This is a genomic window from Flavobacterium sp. EDS (assembly GCF_020991525.1).
Taxonomy (GTDB): Bacteria; Bacteroidota; Bacteroidia; order Flavobacteriales; family Flavobacteriaceae; genus Flavobacterium.
Genome location: NZ_JAJMOZ010000001.1, coordinates 153,604 through 176,352 on the forward strand (window position 1 = coordinate 153,604; position 22,749 = coordinate 176,352).

The following is a 22,749-nucleotide window of genomic DNA, read 5'->3' on the forward strand; positions in this document are numbered from 1 at the left end:
TTTCTTTTCATCAAATTTAATATGCATGCATAGTAAAAAGCATGATAATAATCATTGTTAAAACTTTATTAAAGTGTTATATTAATAGTGAGTAGGATAGCTTATTAAAATAAGGCGCAATTAGTAATAAAATGTCGTTTTGTAAAATAGTGTTTGTTAGTTCGTTGTGGTTTAATTGTAAGAACTGTCTGTTTATTTTTTATTCGAAATTTTAAATGTGAATTTCAGTTAAAAAATATTTTTTAGTTTAAATGACAAAAAGTGAGTGTTTATAGGCTTTTGCACGGTATATAACGATTGAAATTTTCATAAAAAAAATTTCATGAAATTGTACTTTTTAGCAAGAATGCATTTAAAAAACATTAAAAAACAACAAAAGTCATTAAATTTGCAGCATGCAAATGGAGAAAAAAGACATACGAGCCTTATCAAAAGAAGAATTACGCGAATTTTTTGTCACAAATAATGACAAAGCATTTCGTGGTAATCAAGTTTATGAATGGTTATGGAGTAAAGGAGCACATAGTTTTGATGATATGACGAATGTTGCAAAAGCAACACGTTCTATGCTTGAGGATAATTTTGTTATCAATCATATTAAGGTTGATACAATGCAACGCAGTAGTGATGGTACAGTAAAGAATGCCGTTCGATTACATGACGGATTAGTTGTAGAGTCGGTTTTAATTCCTACTCAAACAAGAACTACGGCTTGTGTATCTAGTCAAGTAGGATGTAGCTTGGATTGTAATTTTTGTGCAACGGCAAGATTAAAAAGAATGCGTAATCTAGAACCTGCTGAAATTTACGATCAAGTAATTGCTATAGATAAAGAGAGTCGTTTGTATTATAATCATCCGTTGTCGAATATTGTTTTTATGGGTATGGGAGAACCGCTTATGAACTATAACAATGTTATGAAGGCTATTGATATGATAACTTCTACAGAAGGTTTAGGAATGTCGCCAAAACGTATTATGGTATCAACATCGGGGATACCAAAAATGATTAAAAAAATGGCAGATGATGATGTTAAATTCAAATTAGCAGTTTCATTACATTCGGCAATCGATGAAATTCGTTCACGAATTATGCCTTTTAGCAAAAATTTTCCTTTAGCTGATTTACGTGAGTCATTAGAGTATTGGTACAGAAAGACTAAATGTAAAGTTTCGTACGAGTATGTAGTATGGAAAGGAATTAACGATGACAAAGCATCGGTTGATGCTTTGGTGAAGTTTTGTAAATACGTGCCATGTAAAGTTAATTTAATCGAATATAATCCAATTGATGACGGAGAGTTTCAACAAGCTTCAGAAGAATCAATTAATGCATACATAAAAGCACTTGAAAATATTGGAGTTGTAGTAAAAGTACGTCGAAGCAGAGGAAAGGATATTGATGCAGCATGTGGGCAATTAGCAAATAAAGAAGCTGAAGCTTAAATAAATTTAAATATAAAATTAAAAGCATTAAAGACGGGATTATTACTCGTTTTTAATGCTTTTCTTTTGATAAAAAGAGTTGTTATTTTTTTAAATGAATTTCTTCTGAAACACCATCTCTTGTAACAATTGCAAGGTCATCGCATGTACCATTTCCAAAATCAATTAAAGCCTTAGCTTCATTTTTGGTAATAGAGATAGAGCCTTTTAGAGGGAATGTTTTTTTGCAAGCCATAGAAAACTCTAATGGGAGTATGATTTCGGTCGAAATTTTATCGCCATTAGGGAATGTAGTTTCTCCAGTTCCAGTAATAATAAAAATATTATCATCCCAATTAGACCAGGTATCAAAACCAGCAGTCATTTCTTTTGTTAAAGTACCAGTTCTTTTGTAAATTTTTCCATCTCCAAATGTAATTGTCATATCTATAGTTGAAGTAGATACAGGATGGACAGTTGCTAATAAATCAGTTGCTTTTTGTGTGAGGATTATACTTTTGCTACCATCGATTTTATTGCTATTATGGTAAAAATTTTCAAAACTGTACGCAATAGTATGTTCAGAACTAGAGAAATCATTTGTAAACGAAATGATAATTTTTCCTTTCAGTATATTTCCGTTAGATAACGCACAACCTTCAGTACCAAAATCGATAGTTCTTGTCCATGTATTATTTGTTAATACAGTTGTGATGATGGCACATTCGGGTAAAAAGCTTTTAATAGTACCAGTTGCTTTTCTTGAACTATTTTGTTGTGCACCAAATTGGTCTTCTGCAATATTTGAAACATCATCAATTGATGCATCAATTTTTGAATTTGTAGCTATTTCATCGTTTGAAATAGTTTTCGAAGAAACATCTTGTCTTGTTTCATCTGAATTACAACTAATAAAAAACGAAAAAGTTGCAATGACTCCCAATAATAAAATCTTTGTTTTCATAATAAGTAATTTAGATTTCTTGTAATTAATGAATTAAATTAGAGTGGAGATTATATTGTAGATTATTGAGTTAATGCTATTTTATGAAGGGGAGAATAAAATAGTAACGAGACAATTAGACTTAAGCTAATATTGAGCTTTCGAGTAAATAAGGTTCACTTGAATGTAGATAGTGTATAAAAAGTTCTAAATGTTGATATACTTCTATAAAATACACAACGTTTTTTTATTTAAAATAGTATATTTGGAATCGAAATGAATATTACTTCTCAAATAAAACAGCCCATCTTTAGCGAGATGGAACTTTTTGAAAAAAAGTTCCATGAATCGATGACTTCAAAGGTGGCTTTGCTCAACAGAATTACCTATTATATTGTAAATAGAAAAGGAAAACAAATGCGTCCTATGTTTGTTTTCTTGACAGCAAAAATGGTGTCAGAGGGAATTGTGAACGAGCGTACTTATCGAGGAGCATCAGTTATAGAATTAATTCATACTGCAACTTTGGTTCATGATGATGTTGTTGATGATAGTAACCGCCGTCGTGGGTTTTTCTCGATCAATGCACTTTGGAAAAATAAAATAGCAGTTTTGGTTGGAGATTATTTACTCTCTAAAGGATTATTACTTTCTATAGATAATGGTGATTTTGATTTACTTAAAATAATATCTGTTGCCGTTCGTGAAATGAGCGAAGGCGAATTACTTCAAATAGAAAAAGCCAGAAGGCTTGATATTACTGAGGATGTTTATTACGAAATCATCCGAAAAAAGACAGCAACACTTATTGCAGCTTGTTGTGCACTTGGCGCAAAATCGGTTATTGAAGATGAAGTTCAAGTAGAGAACATGCGAAAATTTGGAGAGCTTATAGGAATGGCTTTTCAGATAAAAGATGACTTATTCGATTATAGCGAAGAAGCTATTGGTAAACCTACAGGAATAGATATTAAAGAACAAAAAATGACTTTGCCTTTAATTCATGTTCTGAACAATTGTACTTCAAAAGAAAAAAGCTGGCTTATAAATTCTATCAAAAACCATAATAAAGACAAAAAGCGAGTAAAAGAAGTTATTGCTTTTGTAAAAGATAACAATGGTTTGGCTTACGCCGAAAATAAAATGGTAGAATTTCAGCAAGAAGCACTCGCTTTACTTAATAATTATTCAGATTCAGATTTCAAAGCAGCCTTGACTTTGATGGTGAACTACGTTATCGAAAGAAAAAAATAATAAATAATTTGCATACTTTTTTGTGTTTTAAATAGCTGTATTTTAGTTGTTTAATTGTGTTTTTTTGATTGCTGAATATTTTAAGCGTTATTTTTTTTCGTCCTCATGCAACCTTTTTTAATCGTAAAGCGTCTATGCTAATAGAAGTCGGTTTGATTTTAAGCAGACATTTATAATAGTATTATTTGAGTTAATTTTTACCGAATCATTTTTTTTGAAATTTCTATTACGTTTTTATGAAAGTAATCCATTTACATCAAGAAGAAACTGAAATTATTCAGTTGGCAATCGATAATAATCGACAGGCACAACAGCTTATATACAGTAAGTTTTCTTCAAAAATGCTAAGTGTTTGCCGACAGTATATTAAAGATGTTCAATTAGCCGAAGATGTAATGATTACCTCATTTATGAAAGTTTTTACGAATCTTAAAAAATTTGAAAATAAAGGAAGTTTTGAAGGATGGATTCGAAGAATAATGGTTAATGAATGTATTTCGTATTTACGAGTTCAAAAAAAAATAAAGTTTGTAGAAGATGAGAATTATACCGAAGAAAGCTTTAATGGTATTGAAAGTCAATTATCAACAGATCAAATTCAGTTTTTAATAGATGGGTTGCCAGATGGCTATAAGATGGTTTTTAATTTATATGCTATCGAAGGGTATAAGCATAACGAAATTGCGACAATGTTAGGCATTAATGAAGGAACATCAAAATCACAATTATCGCATGCCCGTAAAATGCTGCAAAAGCAAATAATTACATTAAAAAGACAAGAAAATGGAACCGAATAAGTTAGAAAAAGAGTTTCGTGAAAAACTAAATGCAAGAGAGATTAATCCAAGTGATAAGGCTTGGGATCGATTGGATGCGATGTTGAATGTTGCTGAAGAAGCTAAACCAAAGCAAAAATATAGTTGGATGTATGTTGCTGCAGGTTTTATAGGTTTTTTATTGATAGGTACGGTTTATTTGAGTCAAAAAGAGATCTCTAATAAAGATTTAAACAATACTGTAGTTACTAAAGAGGAGCAACCAATAGATTCTGTAGCGACAGTTAATAGTAATCACGACAAAATAATTTTAAAATCTTTAAATACTGAGGCAGTTGTGCTAAAAGAAACAGAGAAAGTATTTGAAGAAAAAAAAGAAAAGTATAATAAAGCAAATCACAATCAAGTAGCGGAGTATTCAATCATCAAAGAATCCAATAAAGAGAATTGGAAAAACAATCAAAAAACAGAATCAAAAATCAATCAAACAGCAATCGCAGATAATTCAAAAAATGCAACAGTTGATCAATTGTTAATTTCAGCAGAAAAAACATTAGCAATGGATAAAGGAGTTCAGCAAAAAAACAAAGTGAAGATAAATGCTAACGATTTACTCTCACAAGTCGATGGGGAGTTAGAACTTTCATTTAGAGAAAAAGTAATTAATAAAGTTAATAAAAATTACCAAACTGTTAAAGTAGCTTTAGCAAACAGAAATGTGGAAGAATAAGCTTCGGTATGTATTAAAATCATTTAAATTAAAAATCATCATCAATCAATCTTAAAAAAAATCATCATGAGAAATTTTACCATTTACTTAGTCCTAATCTTATTTTTGTTTGTTAGTAAAATGATAGGTCAGGAAACATTCGAATCGAGAGCGAAACTGATTGCTAATAATATAGAGAAAGTAACTAAGGAAGAAAAAGCAGCTCTTAAGGAAGAAGTTGAAGTTGTGAATGTGCAACTTTCAGAAGGGAAAATTACAAAAGAAGAGGCAGATAAAAAGAAAAAGCAATTAGCAGAAGCAAGAGCAATTATAATCGAACAAAAAGTTACAGTTGCTCAAAATGAATTAAATGATTTAGTACAACAAAAAGTAGATGGAAAAATAAAAGAAAAAGATTCTACAAAAACGTATAAGATTAGTTTTAAATTCAATAGATGTGGAAAAGAGAAAGATTCGATTTGTAGAGAAAAAAGAACTACATCGCAATTTGTTTTTGCAACCGGATTAAATAATTTGGTAACAGATGGTAGCTTAAAAAACTCAGATTATAAATTTATGGGATCGCATTTTTACGAATGGGGTTTTACATTTAATTCAAGAATCTTGAAAGATCATAATTTATTGCATGCTAAATATGGATTGTCATTGATGTATAATAATCTTCGACCTACTGAGAATCGTAATTTTGTGGTAGATGGAAAGCAAACAGTTTTAGAAGTTAATCCGGTAAATTTAGATGAATCTCGTTTTAGAAATGTTTATTTAGTGGTGCCACTACATTTAGAATTTGATTTTTCTGGAAGTAAGACAGATAACGGGAAAACCTATTTTAGAACACATAAAAGCTTCCGTTTTGGAATTGGAGGTTATGCAGGAATCAATGTTAAGTCAAAACAAATTCTGAAATACGATCAAGACGATATAAAGGATAAAGTAATTTCTAAAGGCGATTATAACGTAAATAATTTCATTTACGGATTAAGTACATATGTGGGGTATAGAGAGATGAGTTTGTATTTAAAATATGATTTGAATCCTTTATTTGCTGATAATGAAATTAAGCAAAACAATGTTTCATTAGGATTGCGTTTTGATTTAAATTAATAAATTGAGTTAGTTTTTTAGTAATGAAGCACTTCGGAAGGAGTGCTTTTTTTGTTTCATATAATTCAAATATGAAGTTTGATTTGTGTAATTTTACAGGCTTCAATCTTTAAAAAATAAATACGTTTTGATTTCACAAAATACCATAGACACCGTTTTTGAAACTGCTCGAGTAGAGGAGGTAATTGGCGATTTTGTTAATTTAAAACGAGCAGGAAGTAATTTTAAGGGTTTGAGTCCATTCTCAGATGAGCGATCTCCGTCGTTTATGGTATCGCCAGTAAAAGGAATTTGGAAAGATTTTAGTACTGGAAAAGGAGGGAATTCAGTTAAGTTTCTTATGGAACATTCCCAATTTACTTATCCTGAAGCCATTCGTTATTTGGCTAGAAAATATAATATTGAGATTGAAGAAACAGAGCAATCAGAGGCAGAAAAAGCCATAACTGATGTTCGTGAGAGCATGTATCTAGTATCAGAATTTGCCAAAAAATATTTTCATAATGTTCTTTTAAATACAGATGAAGGCCAGGCAATAGGGTATTCATATTTTAAAGAAAGAGGTTTTACTAACGAGACAATTAAAAAATTCGAATTAGGATATTCTCCTGAAACTTGGGACGCTTTTACTAAAGAAGCACTTGGGCAAGGGTATAAATTAGAGTTCTTGCAAAGTACCGGATTGACAATTCCAAAAGAGGATCGTCCATTTGATAGATTTAAAGGAAGGGTTATGTTTCCGATACAAAGTATGTCGGGACGTGTTTTAGGTTTTGGAGGTAGAATCCTTACGAATGATAAAAAAGCAGCAAAATATTTAAACTCACCCGAGAGTGATCTTTACCATAAGAGTAAAGTATTATATGGTATTTTTCAAGCTAAGCAATCTATTGCAAAACAAGATAACTGTTTTTTAGTGGAAGGATATACCGATGTAATCCAGTTTAATCAAGCAGGAATAGAAAATGTTGTTGCTTCTTCGGGAACGGCATTGACACCTGATCAAATTCGATTGGTAAACAGGTTGACAAAAAATATCACTGTGCTTTTTGATGGAGATGCTGCAGGATTACGAGCTTCTATTCGAGGAATCGATTTGATTCTTGAAGAAGGGATGAATGTAAGAGTGTGTACTTTTCCTGATGGTGATGATCCAGACAGTTTTGCTAGAAAAACTTCATATGAAGATTTAGTTAAATACTTAGAGGAGAATGCTAAAGACTTCATTCAGTTTAAGGCTTCGTTATTAATGGATGAGGCTAAAAATGACCCTATAAAGAAAGCCGATTTGATTCGGGATATGGTTACGAGTATTTCTAAAATTCCAGATAGAATTCAGCGTGAGGTTTATGTTCAGGAATGTGCACGAATTATGGATATTTCAGAGCAGGTGCTTGTGAGTACTTTGGCACAGCTGATTCAGAAAGATATTGCAGAGGTTAGTAAAAAGCAAAAGCAGGAACATAAACCTTTTGAAGTTTATAGAAACCAAAAACCTCAAAATACAGGGTATTCAGGAGGAGATCCAGAAGATCCAAGAAACGGACCACCTGAGGATTATCCAGGAGAACCAGGGTATTTTGAACCACAACAGGCAGAAAAAGTTGATATTTTATATGATTTAGAACGAAAAGTTATTGAGATCTTATTGCTTTATGGAGATAAAGTAGAAGTGTTTGAAGACGTCTTCATGAAAACAAATGATGAAGGAGAGATTGAACTTGTTACTGAAAAAAAAGAATATAAAGTATATCAAAGAATCTACTTGAGTTTGCAAGAGGATGAGGTAGAATTATCGAATGAATTGTTTAGAGCTATTTTTAAAAATCTAACTGACTTTTATCTTCAGAATGAAAAGTTTAATCTAGAGCAATATTTGATGCGTTTAGAGCCTGATTTTGCTCAGGAGGTAACAGATATTTTAATGGAAGATGAAAAAGTGAGTCTTCATGATTGGGAAGGACAGAATATTTTTACCAAAGGGAAATCAGAAACAATAAGCCAATATGTTACTGAAACCATTATGTCAATGCGTTGGTTTTTGGTGGATAAGATCATTGAAGAACTAAAAAGCTCCATAGTATCAGACCCTAAGGAAGATAATATGGAGCTTTTGATGATGGTTATGGACTACTCAAAATTAATTAATTCTTTTTCAAGAAAATTAGGAAGAGTGATGTCTCGTTACCATACTTAAATAATTTCTAATGTCTTAGCTTTATTAACTAAGTCAACTAAATTAGTAACGTTTAATTTCGTTAGTAACCTTAATTTGTAAGTACTAATTGTTTTTTCGTTAAGATTTAAAATTTTAGAAATCTCATTGTTTTTCTTACCATCGCTTAAGTAGCGTAATACCTCAATTTCTCTGTTTGATAGTTTTCGGTATAAACGTTCACTTTTGCTTTGTTTTGCAATCAATGCCATGTTTTTACGTACGGTTTCATTGATGATAATTTTCCCTTCGTGTACTTTGATAATCGAAATCCCCAGAGTTTCCAATTTTTCTGTTTTGTGAATGTAACCAGAAACACCAGCTTTTATGGCATTTGGAGCATACATTTGTTCAGAAAGATTACTGAAGATGATAATTTTCGTTTTAGGAAAATTTTTAAGAATAGACTTCACTTCAAAAATACTTGCAAGACCTTCTAATTCTAAATCTAGGATAAGAATATCAATGTCTTTAGTTTGAAGAATGTCTTTTACCATCGTAAAGTTACCTACATTTGCCACGATTGAAATATCATCATGGTCTTTAAAATACGACTTAACGCCAAAGTGCGTCACAGGGTGGTTGTCTGCTAAACATACTTTAATCATAGTTTTACCTTTTTAAGAATTGTTCATTTTTTTTTGGAATTGTAAAATTAATAAATAAATTCTGTAATTTATTGCAAATCAACATAAAAATGATTATTTTAACTTTTTAGGTAAAGAACACACGGGTATAGGGTTCATTTTGTGCTGGTTGGCTGTGTTTAATTTCTTGTATATTTCGAAAACAATTTTTTCTCTTCCTGTGAAGTCAGTAGCTGATTTTCCTAGCTCATCTGCTAACATTGCCCATTCTAATTCATCGTAACTTGCACCCAATTGATCTTCATCAGTTCTGTCATCTCCAAATAAACCATCAGTAGGGGCAGCTGTTAAAATTGAGTCCGGAATTTTAAGAAATTCCCCTAAAGCGTACACATCAGATTTCATTAAATCGGCAATTGGACTCAAATCTACGCCACCATCTCCGTATTTTGTATAAAAACCTACTCCAAAATCTTCAACTTTGTTTCCTGTTCCAACAACTAATAAACCGTAAATGCCTGCTAAATAGTATAGGCTAGTCATGCGCAAGCGAGCACGAGTGTTGGCTAATGATAGATTAACCTTTGCAATATCGGCATCATCAGGAGTTGCCGCTTTAAAAGCTTCAAATGTACTTGTTAAATCCGTTTCTATATTGGAAACATTTGGGAAGCGTTTTTTTAATTGATCAATATGTTCTTTTCCTCTGGAAACTTGATTTGGAGCTTGGTGTATAGGCATTTCTACACATAAAAGTTTTAATCCAGTTTGAGCACATAATGTTGAGGTTACAGCAGAGTCGACACCACCAGAAATTCCTATAATAAAACCATTCACTTTAGCATTGGTGGCATAATCTTTTAACCACTCTACAATGTAGGTATTTACTTTTTCTGTTTGAATAGTGCTTTTTTTAGCCATAATAGTTTAAGTTTTAAAATACAGGAATGTATATTTGCACAATTATATTTAAGTAGTCATTACTTAATAGAATTTGCAACACAAACTTAATTAAAATAAAATGAAAATATATCGGTTTGCTATCGCTCTATGTGTCTTTTTTTTGTCATGTGATAAAAAAAGCAAAATTGAAAAAGCAGTAGAAGAAATTCCAGTAGATATTAAAGTGGAGCGTTTTGATAAAGTGTTTTTTGAGACCCAGCCCAAAGATTTAGCTAAAATAAAAAAAGAATACCCTTTTTTCTTTCCAGCAGGTAATGATGACTCGGTATGGTTAGAAAAAATGCAAAACCCGCTTTGGAGAGAGTTGTATGCTGAAGTTCAGAAGAAGTATGGAGACTTTGAGCCAGTTCGTAAAGAATTCAATAGTTTGTTTCAGCATATAGAGTATTATTTTCCTAAAACAAAAACACCGAAAGTAATTACTATAATATCCGAAATGGATTATAATAATAAAGCGATTTATGCGGATAGTTTGGTTATTGTTGCACTTGAATTGTATTTAGGGAAAGAACATAAGTTTTATCAATTTCCGAATTATATAAAGGAGAATTTTGAAGAGAAGCAAATTATGCCAGATGTAGTTTCTAGTTTCTCGCTAAAGAAAATTTCGCCAATCACAGATAAGAATTTGATAAGCAAAATGGTGTATTATGGAAAGCAATTGTATTTAAAAGATTTACTTTTGCCTGATTATACCGATGCGGATAAAATAGGATATACACCAGAACATATTAAATGGTGTGAGGAAAATGAAGGCTATATGTGGCGCTATTTTATAGAAAAAGAGATGTTGTATAGTGATGATGCAAAACTTACATCACGATTTATAAATACAGCACCATTTTCTAAGTTTTACCTCGAAATAGATAACGAATCACCAGGACGCGTTGGAACCTGGATTGGATGGCAAATTGTACGTTCGTATATGAAGAACAACGATGTGTCAATAGAAGAATTGTTAAAAACCAACGCAAAAGAAATTTTTGAAAAGTCAAAATATAAACCTAAGAAGTAATGTCAGATAATAAACAAACCTCAGAAATTAAATTCCTTATAGAGTTAGATGAGAATCGAGTACCAGAAAAATTAAAATGGTCTGCAAAAGATGGAGGAGTCGAAGCTCAAGATGCAAAAGCAATTATGCTTTCTATTTGGGATAGTAAAGTGCAGGAAACTATGCGTATTGATTTATGGACAAAAGATATGCCGGTAGATGAAATGAAAATTTTCTTTCATCAAACTTTAGTAGCAATGGCAGATACGTTTAAGCGCGCTACAGACGATGAGAAAATGTCAGATACAATGAAAGATTTCTGTGATTATTTTGCAGAGAAATTAGAATTGAAAAAGTCATAAGTAGTACAAACAAAAAAATCCCGAAATTTTTAATTTTGGGATTTTTTTTATCTCTGAAAAGAGAATATTTAAAATTGGCTATTGTTTTTAAATACCTCTTGGTTTACTCCGTCAATGTAATCTAGAACAGCATCTTTACCAATAGATTCCGTTGCTGATGTTACAAAATAATGAGGCATTTCGGCCCAGTTATTGGCAAACATTTTCTTTTTGTAAGCAGCGATATGAGAATCAATTTTTGTTTTACTTATTTTATCGGCTTTCGTAAAAATAATGCAAAACGGAATTTCGCTTTCACCCATATATGACATAAATTCAATATCGATAGCTTGGGCTTCATGACGAATATCGATTAATACAAAGGCACAAACTAATTGTTCGCGCGTTTCAAAGTAATCGGTGATGAATTGTTGGAAAACAGATTTTGTTTTTTTAGAAACTTTAGCATAACCATACCCTGGTAAGTCGACAAGGAACCAATTGTTGTTAATCAGGAAATGATTTATCAATTGTGTTTTTCCAGGACGACCAGAAGTTTTTGCTAAGTTTTTATGATTGGTCAACATGTTGATCAAAGAAGACTTTCCTACGTTTGATCTTCCTATAAAAGCATATTCAGGCAAGAAGTCCTTAGGACATTTGCTAACATCTGAATTACTGATTATAAATTCGGCGGTATTTATTTTCATATCTATACTATTTCTAAAACCTCCTCAAATTCGAAAGTGTTTATTATAAATTGGTTTTTTTCAACCATTCTTCAAGGATTTTATTAAACTCTTCTGGGTGTTCCATCATGGCAGCATGTCCACATTTGTCAATCCAATATAAAGAAGAGTTGGGAAGTAATTTGTTAAACTCTTCGGCTACGTCCGGTGGAGTTACTTTATCATTTTTACCCCAGATGATACAAGTTTCAACTTGCATTTTTGGTAAATCTTTTGCCATGTTATGACGAATGGCGCTTTTTGCAATGGTAAGTGTCTTTATTAATTTTATGCGATCATTTACAGAAGCATAAACTTCATCAATAAGCTCCGGAGTTGCAATCTTTGGATCATAAAATACATCTTCAGCTTTTCTTCTTATGTATTCGTAATCTCCTCTTTTAGGATAACTATCACCCATTGCGCTTTCATAGAGTCCTGAACTACCTGTTATTACAAGTCCAATTACTTTCTCTGGATATAATTTTGTGTGATATAGTGCAATATGGCCACCTAACGAATTTCCTAGTAAAATGACTTTATCAAATCCTTTGAATGTGATAAAGTCTTTAACGTATTTGGCAAAGCTTTTTACGTTAGTTTTTAAGATGCTTTGTGTGTATATCGGTAAATCGGGGATTACTATTTTGTACCCTCTATTTGAAAAATATTCGGCTACGGCATCGAAGTTACTAAGTCCTCCCATGAGGCCATGTAATATAACAATAGGTGTCCCTTCTCCAGCTTCATAATAGCTGTATCTGCCTTCTTTTTTGTAATGTTTATCCATCTAACTAAATACCGATTTCAATTTGGACAAATATAGGGTTTAATACATAAATATGGATTCTTGAAAACATTTTTTAACTAGATAATTTTAGTAGATGAAATAAATAGCTAAAAATCAGTTGCTAGATGTTTTAATTTTTTTCTTTTTTCTCATCAAAATTGCCAAAAAAAGGCTGAAATTTTTCAATATGCTTATTTCATTTTTTGTTATGTAGAATCATTCTTACAGCTAATTTTTCAAATAGCTAACGATCTGACTGTGCATAATTTAAGAGTTTTTGGGTAAAAGTGGTTAAACTTATCAACAAAGTGGTATATAGTGGTAAATTGTGGTAATATTTTTTATATTTTTGCTGTATAACATAACCATACTTTTTTTTGAACACAATTGTAGGAACATATGAGTGTAAGGTTGATGCTAAAGGGAGGCTGCTAATGCCTGCTCCCTTGAAAAAGCAGTTGGCTACCTCACTTCAAAACGGATTTGTTTTGAAGCGTTCCGTATTTCAGACATGTCTGGAGTTGTATCCGATGGAAGAATGGGATTTGATGATGCAGAAAATTAATAAACTGAATCGTTTTGTAAAGAAAAACAATGATTTTATCAGAAGGTTTACCGCTGGAGTTAAGATTGTTGAGATTGATACATTAGGACGTTTATTAGTTCCGAAGGATCTGATGGTATTTTCTGGTATTTCGAAAGACGTAGTGTTTTCATCTGCGGTGAATATTGTTGAAATATGGGATAAAGAGTTATACGAAAAATCAATTAGCGGCGAAGATATGGATTTTGCAGATTTAGCCGAAGAAGTAATGGGAAATATAAATGACGACGACAATGGAATATCATAATCCGGTTTTGCTTCATCCAACAGTAGATGGCTTGAATATTAAGCCTGACGGCATTTATGTAGATGTGACGTTTGGTGGTGGGGGACATTCAAAAGAGATTTTAAACAGGCTAGGACCAAACGGAAAATTATTTGCTTTTGATCAAGATGAAGATGCTTTGGCAAATGCTTTGCCAGATGAGAGGTTTACTTTGATAAATGAAAATTTTAGGTTTATTAAAAGATTCTTGCGTTTTCATGGTGTAAGAGGAGTAGATGGAATTTTGGCAGATTTAGGTGTTTCATCGCATCAGTTTGATGTTGCCGAAAGAGGTTTCTCTACCCGTTTTGATGCCGAGCTGGATATGCGAATGAGTCAGAAGAATGATTTGAATGCGTATCGTGTAGTAAATGAATACGACGAACAAGATTTGAGAAGAGTTTTTCTAGATTATGGAGAATTGAAAAATGCTCCTGTTTTGGCAAGAACAATTGTAGAGGCTAGAGAAAATAAGATTATCAAGACTACCGATGAATTGAAAGAAGTTTTGGCAAAATATTTACCTGAAAGAGTTCGTAATAAAATACTAGCTCAGATTTATCAGGCAATACGCATCGAGGTAAATCAAGAAATGGATGTATTGAAAGAATTTATCGAGCAATCGTTAGAGATATTAAACCCAGGCGGAAGATTAAGTGTTATTTCATACCACTCATTAGAAGATAGATTGGTAAAACGTTTTATCAAAAACGGAATGTTTGAAGGAGAGCCAGAACGTGATTTTTATGGAAATTTTTCAGTTCCATTTAAAACTATCGGAAAGCTAATAGTTCCGGATGACGCAGAGATTAAAATAAATAACAGAGCTAGAAGTGCCAAGCTAAGAATTGCTGAAAAAATATAGTACTATAATAAGGTATAATGAAAAACGGAGTATTTGACATATTAAAAGCAAGATTTCTTATTAATGATGACGCTGTGAAGAATTGGCGTTTTATCGTTTTTATAATTCTGCTGGCAATAATTATGATTGCAAATACACAACGATACGAACAAAAAGTTTTTGAAATTGCAAAATTGAATAATGAAGTAAAGGAATTGCGATCAGAGTTTGTAGACAGGAGATCGGAATTGATGAAGTTAAAAATGGAGTCGACAGTATCGGAAAAAATGCTTGCCAAAGAAATTTATCCATCGACAGTTCCTCCAATTAAAATTGAAGTAAAGAAAGAAAAAGAAAAAAGCTTTTTTAAACGCATATGGCAGTAGACGACAAAAATATATCCTACAGAGTTTATCTGGTAGCAGCCTTCATTTTCTTGATGGCAATTGGTATTGTCGTAAAGTTAACTAATATTCAGTGGGTTGAAGGAGATTATTATCGAAAATTAGCGAAGCAACGTACGGTAAAAAACTTTGTTATTCCCGCAAATAAAGGGAATATTTATTCGGCAGACGGAAGCCTTTTGGCAACCTCTATTCCTAATTACGAAATTCGATTTGATGCTGTAGCTCCTAAAACAGAAGCCTTTGAAAAGAATGTAAAATTACTTGCAGATTCACTGTCGATAGTCTTAGGAAGACCTAGTGGTTATTATCAAAATGAATTAAGAAAAGCAAGAGCCAATAAAAACAGGTATTTCTTAATAGCTCGTAAATTGAGTTATACGGATTACATGAAAATAAAAGGGTTTCCGTTGTTTAAATTAGGACCTTATAAAGGAGGTATTATCATTGAGCAGGAAACGGTGAGAGAACATCCTATCGGAAAAATTGCTGAACGTACTATCGGTTATGACAAAGGTGGTGTTAATGGAGAGTCAACGGGGAAAGGAATCGAATGGGCGTTTAGAAATTATTTGAACGGGAAAGATGGTAAAATCCTAAAACAAAAAATTGCAAAAGGCCAATGGAAACCTATTCGTGATGTAAATGAAGTAGATCCTCAAGACGGATATGATGTAATATCGACTATAGATGTTTTTATTCAAGATATTGCACATCATGCCTTGCTCAAGCAATTAGAAGATTATGAGGCAGATCATGGTTGTGTAGTGGTAATGGAAACAAAAACGGGACATATTAAAGCAATCTCTAATTTAGGGAGAGCTGATGATGGTTCTTATTATGAAACAACAAATTATGCTATAGCCGAATCGCATGAGCCGGGGTCAACTTTTAAATTGGTTGATTTAATGACGCTTTTAGAAGATAAAGTAGCTGATACCAGTACAGTTTTCGATAGTAATGGTGGAGAAGTTCGTTATTACGGAAGAGTAGTTCGTGACTCTCGTAAAGGTGGTTACGGTAAAGTATCATTGGCAAGAGGTTTTGAATTGTCATCTAATACTGTTATGGTTCAGGCGGTGTATAATAATTATAAAAACAACCCGTCTAGATATGTAAATCATATTAATGGGTATGGATTAAATAAGACTTTGGGATTGCCTTTTGAAGGAGAAGGAAAGCCTTATATTCCACAGCCTGGAGATAAACATTGGTCGGGAGTTACTTTACCATGGATGGCTTTTGGATATAATGTTTTAGTAACGCCATTACAAACTTTGACTTATTATAATTCGGTTGCGAATAATGGTGTAATGGTTAAGCCACAGTTTGTTTCGGAAATAAAAGAATGGAACAGAACTATTAAGAAATTCGATGTTGAAGTTTTAAATCCTAAAATATGTTCGCCAGCAACGATTAATAAGCTAAAAGCAGTTTTAGAAAATGTAGTAAAAAGGGGGACTGGATCTAAGTTATATTCTAAAGATTTTTCTATGGCAGGAAAAACAGGGACGGCTATGGTAAATTATGGAAATGCAGGTAGAGCAGGGATGTATTATGCTTCCTCTTTTGTTGGGTATTTTCCGGCCGATCATCCTAAGTATTCGTGTATTGTAGTAGTACATAAGCCAAACACCTCACGTAATAATTATTATGGAGCCGATGTTGCTGGTCCAGTTTTTAAAAGAATCGCTCAAAAGATTTTTACTGATGCACCATCTACAAATGAAATAAAAACATTGGATGCTAAGATTTCTAAACAAGAAAATAATTATAACGCTTACTATACTCAGGTGCAGAAAAAGCAATCTATCCCAGATGTAAAAGGGATGTCGGGTATGGATGCAATTGCCTTACTCGAAAATTTAGGGCTTAAAGTGAAAGCTGTTGGAATAGGAAAAGTGAAAAAACAATCGCTTCAGGCGGGAGAAAATATAGCTAAAAACACAACTATAGTATTAGAATTATCGTGAATATATTAAAAGACATATTATACAAAGTAGCTATTGAATCGGTGACGGGTTCAACGGATATTGCTATTCATAAAATAGATTTTGATTCTAGAAAAATAGAAGCAAATGATGTTTTTGTTGCCATTCGTGGTACACTATCAGATGGTCATGATTATATTCAGAAAGCTATTGAACTTGGAGCAACTGCTGTTATTTGTGACACATTGCCAGAAGTTTTAGTAAAAGAAGTTACTTATATTAAAGTTAAAGACACTAATTCGGCTTTGGCTTTTATGGCTGCTAATTACTTTGATAATCCATCAGAGAAAATAAAATTAGTAGGTATTACAGGAACAAATGGTAAAACCACAATTGCTTCATTGTTGTACCAATTATTTAAAAAAGCAGGATTTAAAGTAGGATTGTTATCTACTGTAAAGATATTAGTCGACGAGACAGAATATAAAGCAACGCATACAACACCAGATTCTATTACAATTAATCATTATTTAAATGAAATGATTGAAGCTGGAGTTACGTATTGTTTTATGGAAGTTAGTTCACACGGAATTCATCAAAAACGTACTGAAGCCTTGCATTTTGTAGGTGGAATTTTTACAAATTTATCTCATGATCATTTGGATTATCATCCAACTTTTGCTGAGTACAGAGATGTGAAAAAATCTTTTTTTGATTCATTACCAAAAACAGCATTTGCATTATCAAATATCGATGATAAAAATGGGCCAGTAATGTTGCAAAATACAGTTGCTAGAAAACGTACTTATGCTTTAAAATCGTATGCTGATTATAAAGCGCAAATTTTAGAAAATCAATTATCAGGATTATTATTAAAAATTAATGATAATGAAGTTTGGGTAAAATTAATAGGAACATTTAATGCCTACAATCTATTAGCTATCTACGGAACGGCTATTGAGTTAGGGATTGATAGTCTTGAAGCGTTACGTTTATTATCAGATTTAGAAAGTGTTTCTGGGCGTTTTCAATTTATTGTATCAGATTCTAATATCACAGCAATTGTAGATTATGCACATACGCCAGATGCGTTAGAAAACGTATTGAAAACCATAAATGATATTCGTACTAAAAATGAGCAATTAATTACAGTTGTAGGTTGTGGTGGAAATAGAGATAAAACCAAGCGCCCTATTATGGCACAAATTGGATCAGAGTTAAGCGATAAAGCAATATTTACATCTGATAATCCTAGAAATGAAGATCCTGAAACTATAATTAGTGAGATGGAAAAAGGTGTTGAACCACAAAATTATAAAAAAACATTGGCAATTACAGATAGAAAACAAGCAATAAAAACAGCTTGTCAATTGGCACAGCCCAACGATATTATTTTAATAGCAGGTAAAGGACATGAAACGTATCAAGAAGTAAATGGCGTACGTCATGATTTTGATGATATGCAGATTGTAAAGGAAATTTTAGCACAACTAAACAAATAAAACCAGATATATGCTATACTATTTATTTGAATATTTAGACAAAACATTAGATGTGCCAGGAACAGGAGTTTTTCAGTACATTACTTTTAGATCAGCTTTAGCTTTCTTGCTTTCGTTGCTTTTATCAACAATCTACGGAAAGAGAATTATCAATTTCCTAAGAAATCAACAAGTTGGTGAAACCGTTCGTGAGCTTGGACTTGCAGGTCAAAATGAAAAAGCCGGTACACCAACAATGGGAGGTTTAATTATCATATTTGCTACCCTTGTGCCTGTTTTGTTGTTTGCTAAACTGCAAAATATTTATATCGTATTGCTAATTGTGACCACGCTTTGGATGGGGGTAATTGGTTTTGTTGATGATTATATTAAGATTTTCAAAAAAGATAAACAAGGACTTAAAGGAATTTTTAAGGTTATAGGTCAAGTAGGTTTGGGTTTAATTGTAGGCTCAGTGCTTTATTTTAGTCCAAATGTTACAGTAAGAACAGACATTGGGACTAGTGAAGTATATAGAGTACAATCGACAACTAGTGTTATTGTTCCGGCATTAGTAGAAGAAAAATCTACTGTAACAACAATTCCCTTTTTTAAAAATAATGAGTTTGATTATGCCGAGTTACTAGCTTGGACAGGTGAAGGGTATGAAAAATGGGCATGGTTAATTTTTATACCAGTTGTGATTTTTATTATTACAGCAGTTTCTAATGGAGCTAATTTAACCGATGGAATCGATGGTCTTGCTGCAGGAACTTCGGCAGTGTCTGTCCTTGCGCTGGGGATATTTACGTTTCTATCTGGAAATATTATTTTCTCGAATTACCTCAATATAATGTATATACCCAATTCGGGTGAGATGACCGTTTTTATCTCCGCCTTTGTAGGAGCATTAATTGGATTTCTCTGGTATAATTCTTATCCAGCATCTGTTTTTATGGGAGATACGGGAAGTTTAACAATAGGAGGAATCATAGCTGTTTTGGCAATTGCAGTTCGTAAAGAAATGCTGATTGTTTTATTCTGTGGTATTTTCTTAGCAGAAAGTGCTTCGGTAATTATTCAGGTGGCTTATTTTAAGTATACAAAAAAACGATTTGGTGAAGGACGAAGGGTTTTCCTGATGTCACCACTTCATCATCATTACCAGAAAAAAGGGTATCATGAAAGTAAAATTGTAACACGATTTTGGATTGTTGCAATCATGTTAGCCATATTGTCTATTGTAACATTAAAACTAAGATAATATGAGGTTAGTTGTTTTAGGTGGGGGAGAAAGTGGTGTTGGTACTGCTATTCTTGGGAAAAAGAAAGGATATGATGTTTTTGTTTCTGATTACGGAAAGATAAACGAGAGTTATAAAGAAGTTCTTATTATTAACGGAATTGCCTGGGAAGAAGGTAAGCATACTGAAGACTTGATCTTAAATGCCGATGTAGTAATGAAGAGTCCTGGTATTCCTGAAAAGTCACCAATAGTAAAGAAGCTTATAGAAAAGAAAATTAAAGTAATCTCCGAAATTGAGTTTGCGAAGCCTTTCACCGAAGCCTTAACAGTTGGTATTACAGGAAGTAATGGTAAGACAACGACAACAATGTTAACCTATCATTTGCTAAAGTCAGCAGGATTAAACGTAGGGCTTGGAGGAAATATCGGAAAGAGTTTTGCATGGCAGGTAGCCGAAAATAAATTCGATTTTTATGTATTAGAATTGAGCAGTTTTCAATTGGATGGGATCATAGATTACAGGCCAGATATTGCTATCATAACCAATATTAGTCCAGACCATTTAGATAGATATGATTATAAGTATGAGAATTACATTAACTCGAAGTTTCGAGTAACAATGAATCAAACAGAAAGTGATTATTTAATTTATGATGGCGATGATGAAGCATCAGCCGAATGGCTTAAAAATAATACAACAAAAGCAAAACTAATTCCTTTTTCATTGACGAAAGAATTCGATGAAGGAGCATTTATAAAAAACAACAAAATGGAAATTAAGATTAACCAAGAAGAGTTTACAATGGATACTGAGTACATTGCTTTAGAAGGAAAACATAATTTGAAAAACGCAATGGCAGCAAGTTCAGTAGCTAAATTGATGCAAATAAGAAATGCAACAATTCGTGAGAGTTTATCTAATTTTCAAGGTGTTGAGCACCGCTTAGAAAAAGTTCTGAAAATTCAGAACGTACAATATATCAATGATTCAAAAGCAACAAATGTAAATGCTACATTTTTTGCATTAGATAGTATGAATGCACCAACAGTTTGGATAGTTGGTGGAGTTGATAAAGGAAATGATTACAACGAATTGATGTCATTGGTTCGTGAAAAAGTAAAAGCTATTATTTGTCTTGGTGTTGATAACCGAAAAATAATCGATGCTTTTGGTAATGTAGTTGATATTATGGTTGAAGTTAATAATATGGCTGATGCTGTTAAAACAGCGCAACGTTTAACTGAGAAAGGTGATGCAGTTTTATTGTCTCCAGCTTGTGCAAGTTTTGATTTATTTGAAAACTACGAAGACAGAGGAAAACAATTTAAACAAGCAGTACATAATTTATAGTTAACGGGCTAAGGTTTAAGCTTTAATCAAAAAATATTTTTATAGAGATGACGACAGACGGAATGAAAGTAAGAACAAAGAAGTTTTCTTTGATGGTGATAAATTTGGCAGAGAAATTACCAAATTTTGGTTCAAGTGAAATAATTGCAAGTCAAATTATTAAAAGCGGTACTTCGGTAGGAGCAGATTATAGAGCGGTTTGTAGATCAAAAAGCGATGAAGAATTTGCATCAAAAATGGAGATTGTTTTAGAGAAAGCTGATGAAACTTTATTTTGGATCGAAATTATAGCAGAAAAAAAATGGATTGGCATATCTGAATTAGAAACAATTTGGAAGGAAGGAAATGAGTTAACTGCTATTTTAGTGAATAGTTTAAAGGCAGTGAATAATAGAATTAGTGTAATGAGCTAGAATTAAGAATTTATAAAAATCTAAATTCATAAATCTAAAATTAAAATGAAAGAACTAGTAAACAAATTAAAAGGAGATAGAGTAATATGGTCATTCGTGGCTTTATTGGCTTTGTTTTCGTTTATGCCTGTTTTTAGTGCGAGTAGTAATTTGGCCTACATAGGTCATGGAACTGGGAATACGTTGGGATATTTGGTAAAACATTTAGCTCATATTTGTATAGGGTTCGTAATTATTTACTGTGTACACAAGGTGCCGTACCATTATTTTAGAGCAATCTCAAAAGTTGCTTTACCGGTGGTTTGGATATTATTAGCGTACACGCTTTTAAAAGGAACTGTTATTGCTGGAGCGAATGCAAGTCGTTGGATCCAGGTTCCGTTTATCGGAATCACATTCCAGACATCTACATTGGCATCGATGGTGTTATTTATTTTTGTGGCTCGATATTTATCAAAGACCAGAGATGAAGACGAACCTTTCCAAACTTCGTTAATGCAGCTTTGGATGCCTGTTTTTATTACGTTGATGCTTATTTTGCCAGCGAATTTTTCGACAACAGCGCTAATCTTTTCGATGGTATTGATGCTAACTTTTATAGGTAAATATCCTTTAAAATATATCGGATTAATTATTGGTTCAGGGGTAGTTATGTTTTTGTTTTTTCTTCTCTTGGCTAAAGCTTTTCCAGAATCTCGCTTTTTTAGCAGGGTAGGAACATGGGGAAGTCGAATCGAGAATTTTACAACCGATAAACCAGATGAAGATGATTATCAGATAGAAAAAGCAAAAATTGCTATTGCTTCTGGAAAATTAGGGGGTTTAGGACCAGGAAAAAGTGTTCAGAAGAACTTTTTGCCACAATCATCTTCCGATTTTATTTACGCAATTATTGTTGAAGAATACGGGTTGATTGGTGGACTTACAATATTAGGCTTGTATTTATTGCTGATGTTTAGATTTGTAATCGCATCACATAAAGCCAATACGCTATTTGGGAAGTTAGTCGTCGTCGGGCTCGGTTTTCCGATGATATTTCAGGCGATGATTAATATGGCTGTAGCAGTCGAATTGTTGCCAGTAACAGGACAAACCTTGCCGCTTATTAGTAGTGGAGGTAGTTCAATTTGGATGACTTGTTTTGCGCTTGGAATCATTATTAGTGTTACTAAAAAAGACGAAGAAATAGAAGAAGAGCTAAAAGAGAAGGAGAAAAGAGAAGAAGTGCTTCAGCGATTAATCGATAGACGATTAGAAGAAGAGAGTGAATTAGAGCATGAAGAAGCTGGAGGATATTCAATCGAGGACAATGCTAAGAATCCAATGGATGCGGTGATGAAATGATTGGAGTTAAAAAGAGA

Annotated in this window: 22 protein-coding genes; 17 read left to right on the forward strand and 5 right to left on the reverse strand. The window is 32.6% G+C overall.

The features are described from left to right. Positions 1-395 precede the first annotated feature (395 nt). Entirely contained in the window at positions 396-1,445 is a 1,050-nt protein-coding gene (rlmN, locus tag LPB87_RS00715; RefSeq protein ID WP_230604407.1) for a 23S rRNA (adenine(2503)-C(2))-methyltransferase RlmN, read from the forward strand. 82 nt (positions 1,446-1,527) lie between these two features. On the opposite strand, the gene LPB87_RS00720 is transcribed toward rlmN, so the two are convergent. Beyond that, the gene (locus LPB87_RS00720) at positions 1,528-2,388 is read right to left on the reverse strand and encodes a hypothetical protein (protein ID WP_230604409.1); all 861 of its coding nucleotides are present in this window, start codon (positions 2,386-2,388) and stop codon (positions 1,528-1,530) included. Between the two features lie 255 nt (positions 2,389-2,643). On the opposite strand from LPB87_RS00720, the gene LPB87_RS00725 reads away from it, so the two are divergent. From LPB87_RS00725 to dnaG, 5 genes are all read left to right on the forward strand, one after another. Then, positions 2,644-3,621: a polyprenyl synthetase family protein gene (locus tag LPB87_RS00725; RefSeq protein WP_129540950.1), complete on the forward strand. Its 978-nt coding sequence runs from the start codon at positions 2,644-2,646 to the stop codon at positions 3,619-3,621. Positions 3,622-3,857: 236 nt separating this feature from the next. Beyond that, entirely contained in the window at positions 3,858-4,418 is a 561-nt protein-coding gene (locus LPB87_RS00730) for an RNA polymerase sigma factor (RefSeq protein ID WP_230604411.1), read from the forward strand. After that, a complete protein-coding gene (locus LPB87_RS00735; RefSeq protein ID WP_230604413.1) occupies positions 4,405-5,127 on the forward strand; it encodes a hypothetical protein in 723 nt (240 codons plus the stop codon). Before LPB87_RS00730 ends, LPB87_RS00735 begins: the two co-directional genes overlap by 14 nt. Positions 5,128-5,193: 66 nt before the next feature. Beyond that, positions 5,194-6,231: a hypothetical protein gene (locus LPB87_RS00740; RefSeq protein WP_129540953.1), complete on the forward strand. Its 1,038-nt coding sequence runs from the start codon at positions 5,194-5,196 to the stop codon at positions 6,229-6,231. Between the two features lie 127 nt (positions 6,232-6,358). Then, positions 6,359-8,428: a DNA primase gene (gene dnaG, locus LPB87_RS00745; protein ID WP_230604415.1), complete on the forward strand. Its 2,070-nt coding sequence runs from the start codon at positions 6,359-6,361 to the stop codon at positions 8,426-8,428. Here the strand turns inward: dnaG and LPB87_RS00750 are convergent. Continuing rightward, entirely contained in the window at positions 8,425-9,054 is a 630-nt protein-coding gene (locus LPB87_RS00750; RefSeq protein ID WP_035618090.1) for a response regulator transcription factor, read from the reverse strand. The genes dnaG and LPB87_RS00750 overlap by 4 nt on opposite strands. Before the next feature lie 93 nt (positions 9,055-9,147). Next, positions 9,148-9,954, reverse strand: a complete 807-nt coding sequence (gene nadE, locus LPB87_RS00755) for an NAD(+) synthase (protein WP_129540954.1) — start codon at positions 9,952-9,954, stop codon at positions 9,148-9,150. A gap of 100 nt (positions 9,955-10,054) precedes the next feature. On the opposite strand from nadE, the gene gldB reads away from it, so the two are divergent. Further along, on the forward strand, positions 10,055-11,011 hold the full coding sequence (gldB, locus tag LPB87_RS00760) for a gliding motility lipoprotein GldB (protein ID WP_129540955.1): 957 nt from the start codon (positions 10,055-10,057) through the stop codon (positions 11,009-11,011). Then, the gene (gldC, locus tag LPB87_RS00765) at positions 11,011-11,352 is read left to right on the forward strand and encodes a gliding motility protein GldC (RefSeq protein ID WP_129540956.1); all 342 of its coding nucleotides are present in this window, start codon (positions 11,011-11,013) and stop codon (positions 11,350-11,352) included. Before gldB ends, gldC begins: the two co-directional genes overlap by 1 nt. A 68-nt stretch (positions 11,353-11,420) precedes the next feature. Here gldC and yihA read toward each other — a convergent pair whose 3' ends face one another. After that, positions 11,421-12,041, reverse strand: coding sequence for a ribosome biogenesis GTP-binding protein YihA/YsxC (gene yihA, locus LPB87_RS00770; protein ID WP_129540957.1), 621 nt, complete (start codon positions 12,039-12,041; stop codon positions 11,421-11,423). 43 nt (positions 12,042-12,084) lie between these two features. Next, on the reverse strand, positions 12,085-12,849 hold the full coding sequence (locus tag LPB87_RS00775; protein WP_129540958.1) for an alpha/beta hydrolase: 765 nt from the start codon (positions 12,847-12,849) through the stop codon (positions 12,085-12,087). A gap of 377 nt (positions 12,850-13,226) precedes the next feature. Between LPB87_RS00775 and LPB87_RS00780 the strand changes: the two genes are divergently transcribed. Genes LPB87_RS00780 through LPB87_RS00820 form a run of 9 tightly spaced genes read left to right on the forward strand, consistent with a single transcriptional unit; the run spans position 13,227 to position 22,732 of the window. Beyond that, the gene (locus tag LPB87_RS00780; protein ID WP_230604417.1) at positions 13,227-13,700 is read left to right on the forward strand and encodes a division/cell wall cluster transcriptional repressor MraZ; all 474 of its coding nucleotides are present in this window, start codon (positions 13,227-13,229) and stop codon (positions 13,698-13,700) included. Continuing rightward, entirely contained in the window at positions 13,675-14,583 is a 909-nt protein-coding gene (gene rsmH, locus LPB87_RS00785) for a 16S rRNA (cytosine(1402)-N(4))-methyltransferase RsmH (RefSeq protein ID WP_207209612.1), read from the forward strand. The genes LPB87_RS00780 and rsmH overlap by 26 nt, the downstream gene beginning before the upstream one ends. A 17-nt stretch (positions 14,584-14,600) precedes the next feature. After that, entirely contained in the window at positions 14,601-14,948 is a 348-nt protein-coding gene (locus tag LPB87_RS00790) for an FtsL-like putative cell division protein (protein ID WP_129540961.1), read from the forward strand. Then, on the forward strand, positions 14,939-16,939 hold the full coding sequence (locus tag LPB87_RS00795; protein WP_129540962.1) for a penicillin-binding protein: 2,001 nt from the start codon (positions 14,939-14,941) through the stop codon (positions 16,937-16,939). The genes LPB87_RS00790 and LPB87_RS00795 overlap by 10 nt, the downstream gene beginning before the upstream one ends. Further along, a complete protein-coding gene (locus LPB87_RS00800; RefSeq protein WP_230604419.1) occupies positions 16,936-18,399 on the forward strand; it encodes a UDP-N-acetylmuramoyl-L-alanyl-D-glutamate--2,6-diaminopimelate ligase in 1,464 nt (487 codons plus the stop codon). Before LPB87_RS00795 ends, LPB87_RS00800 begins: the two co-directional genes overlap by 4 nt. 10 nt (positions 18,400-18,409) lie before the next feature. Then, a complete protein-coding gene (mraY, locus tag LPB87_RS00805; RefSeq protein ID WP_129540964.1) occupies positions 18,410-19,642 on the forward strand; it encodes a phospho-N-acetylmuramoyl-pentapeptide-transferase in 1,233 nt (410 codons plus the stop codon). 1 nt (position 19,643) lies between these two features. Next, positions 19,644-20,975, forward strand: a complete 1,332-nt coding sequence (gene murD, locus LPB87_RS00810) for a UDP-N-acetylmuramoyl-L-alanine--D-glutamate ligase (RefSeq protein WP_129540965.1) — start codon at positions 19,644-19,646, stop codon at positions 20,973-20,975. Between the two features lie 47 nt (positions 20,976-21,022). Then, positions 21,023-21,388, forward strand: a complete 366-nt coding sequence (locus tag LPB87_RS00815; protein ID WP_129540966.1) for a four helix bundle protein — start codon at positions 21,023-21,025, stop codon at positions 21,386-21,388. A gap of 45 nt (positions 21,389-21,433) precedes the next feature. Continuing rightward, on the forward strand, positions 21,434-22,732 hold the full coding sequence (locus LPB87_RS00820) for an FtsW/RodA/SpoVE family cell cycle protein (RefSeq protein ID WP_129540967.1): 1,299 nt from the start codon (positions 21,434-21,436) through the stop codon (positions 22,730-22,732). The last annotated feature ends 17 nt before the right edge of the window (positions 22,733-22,749 follow it).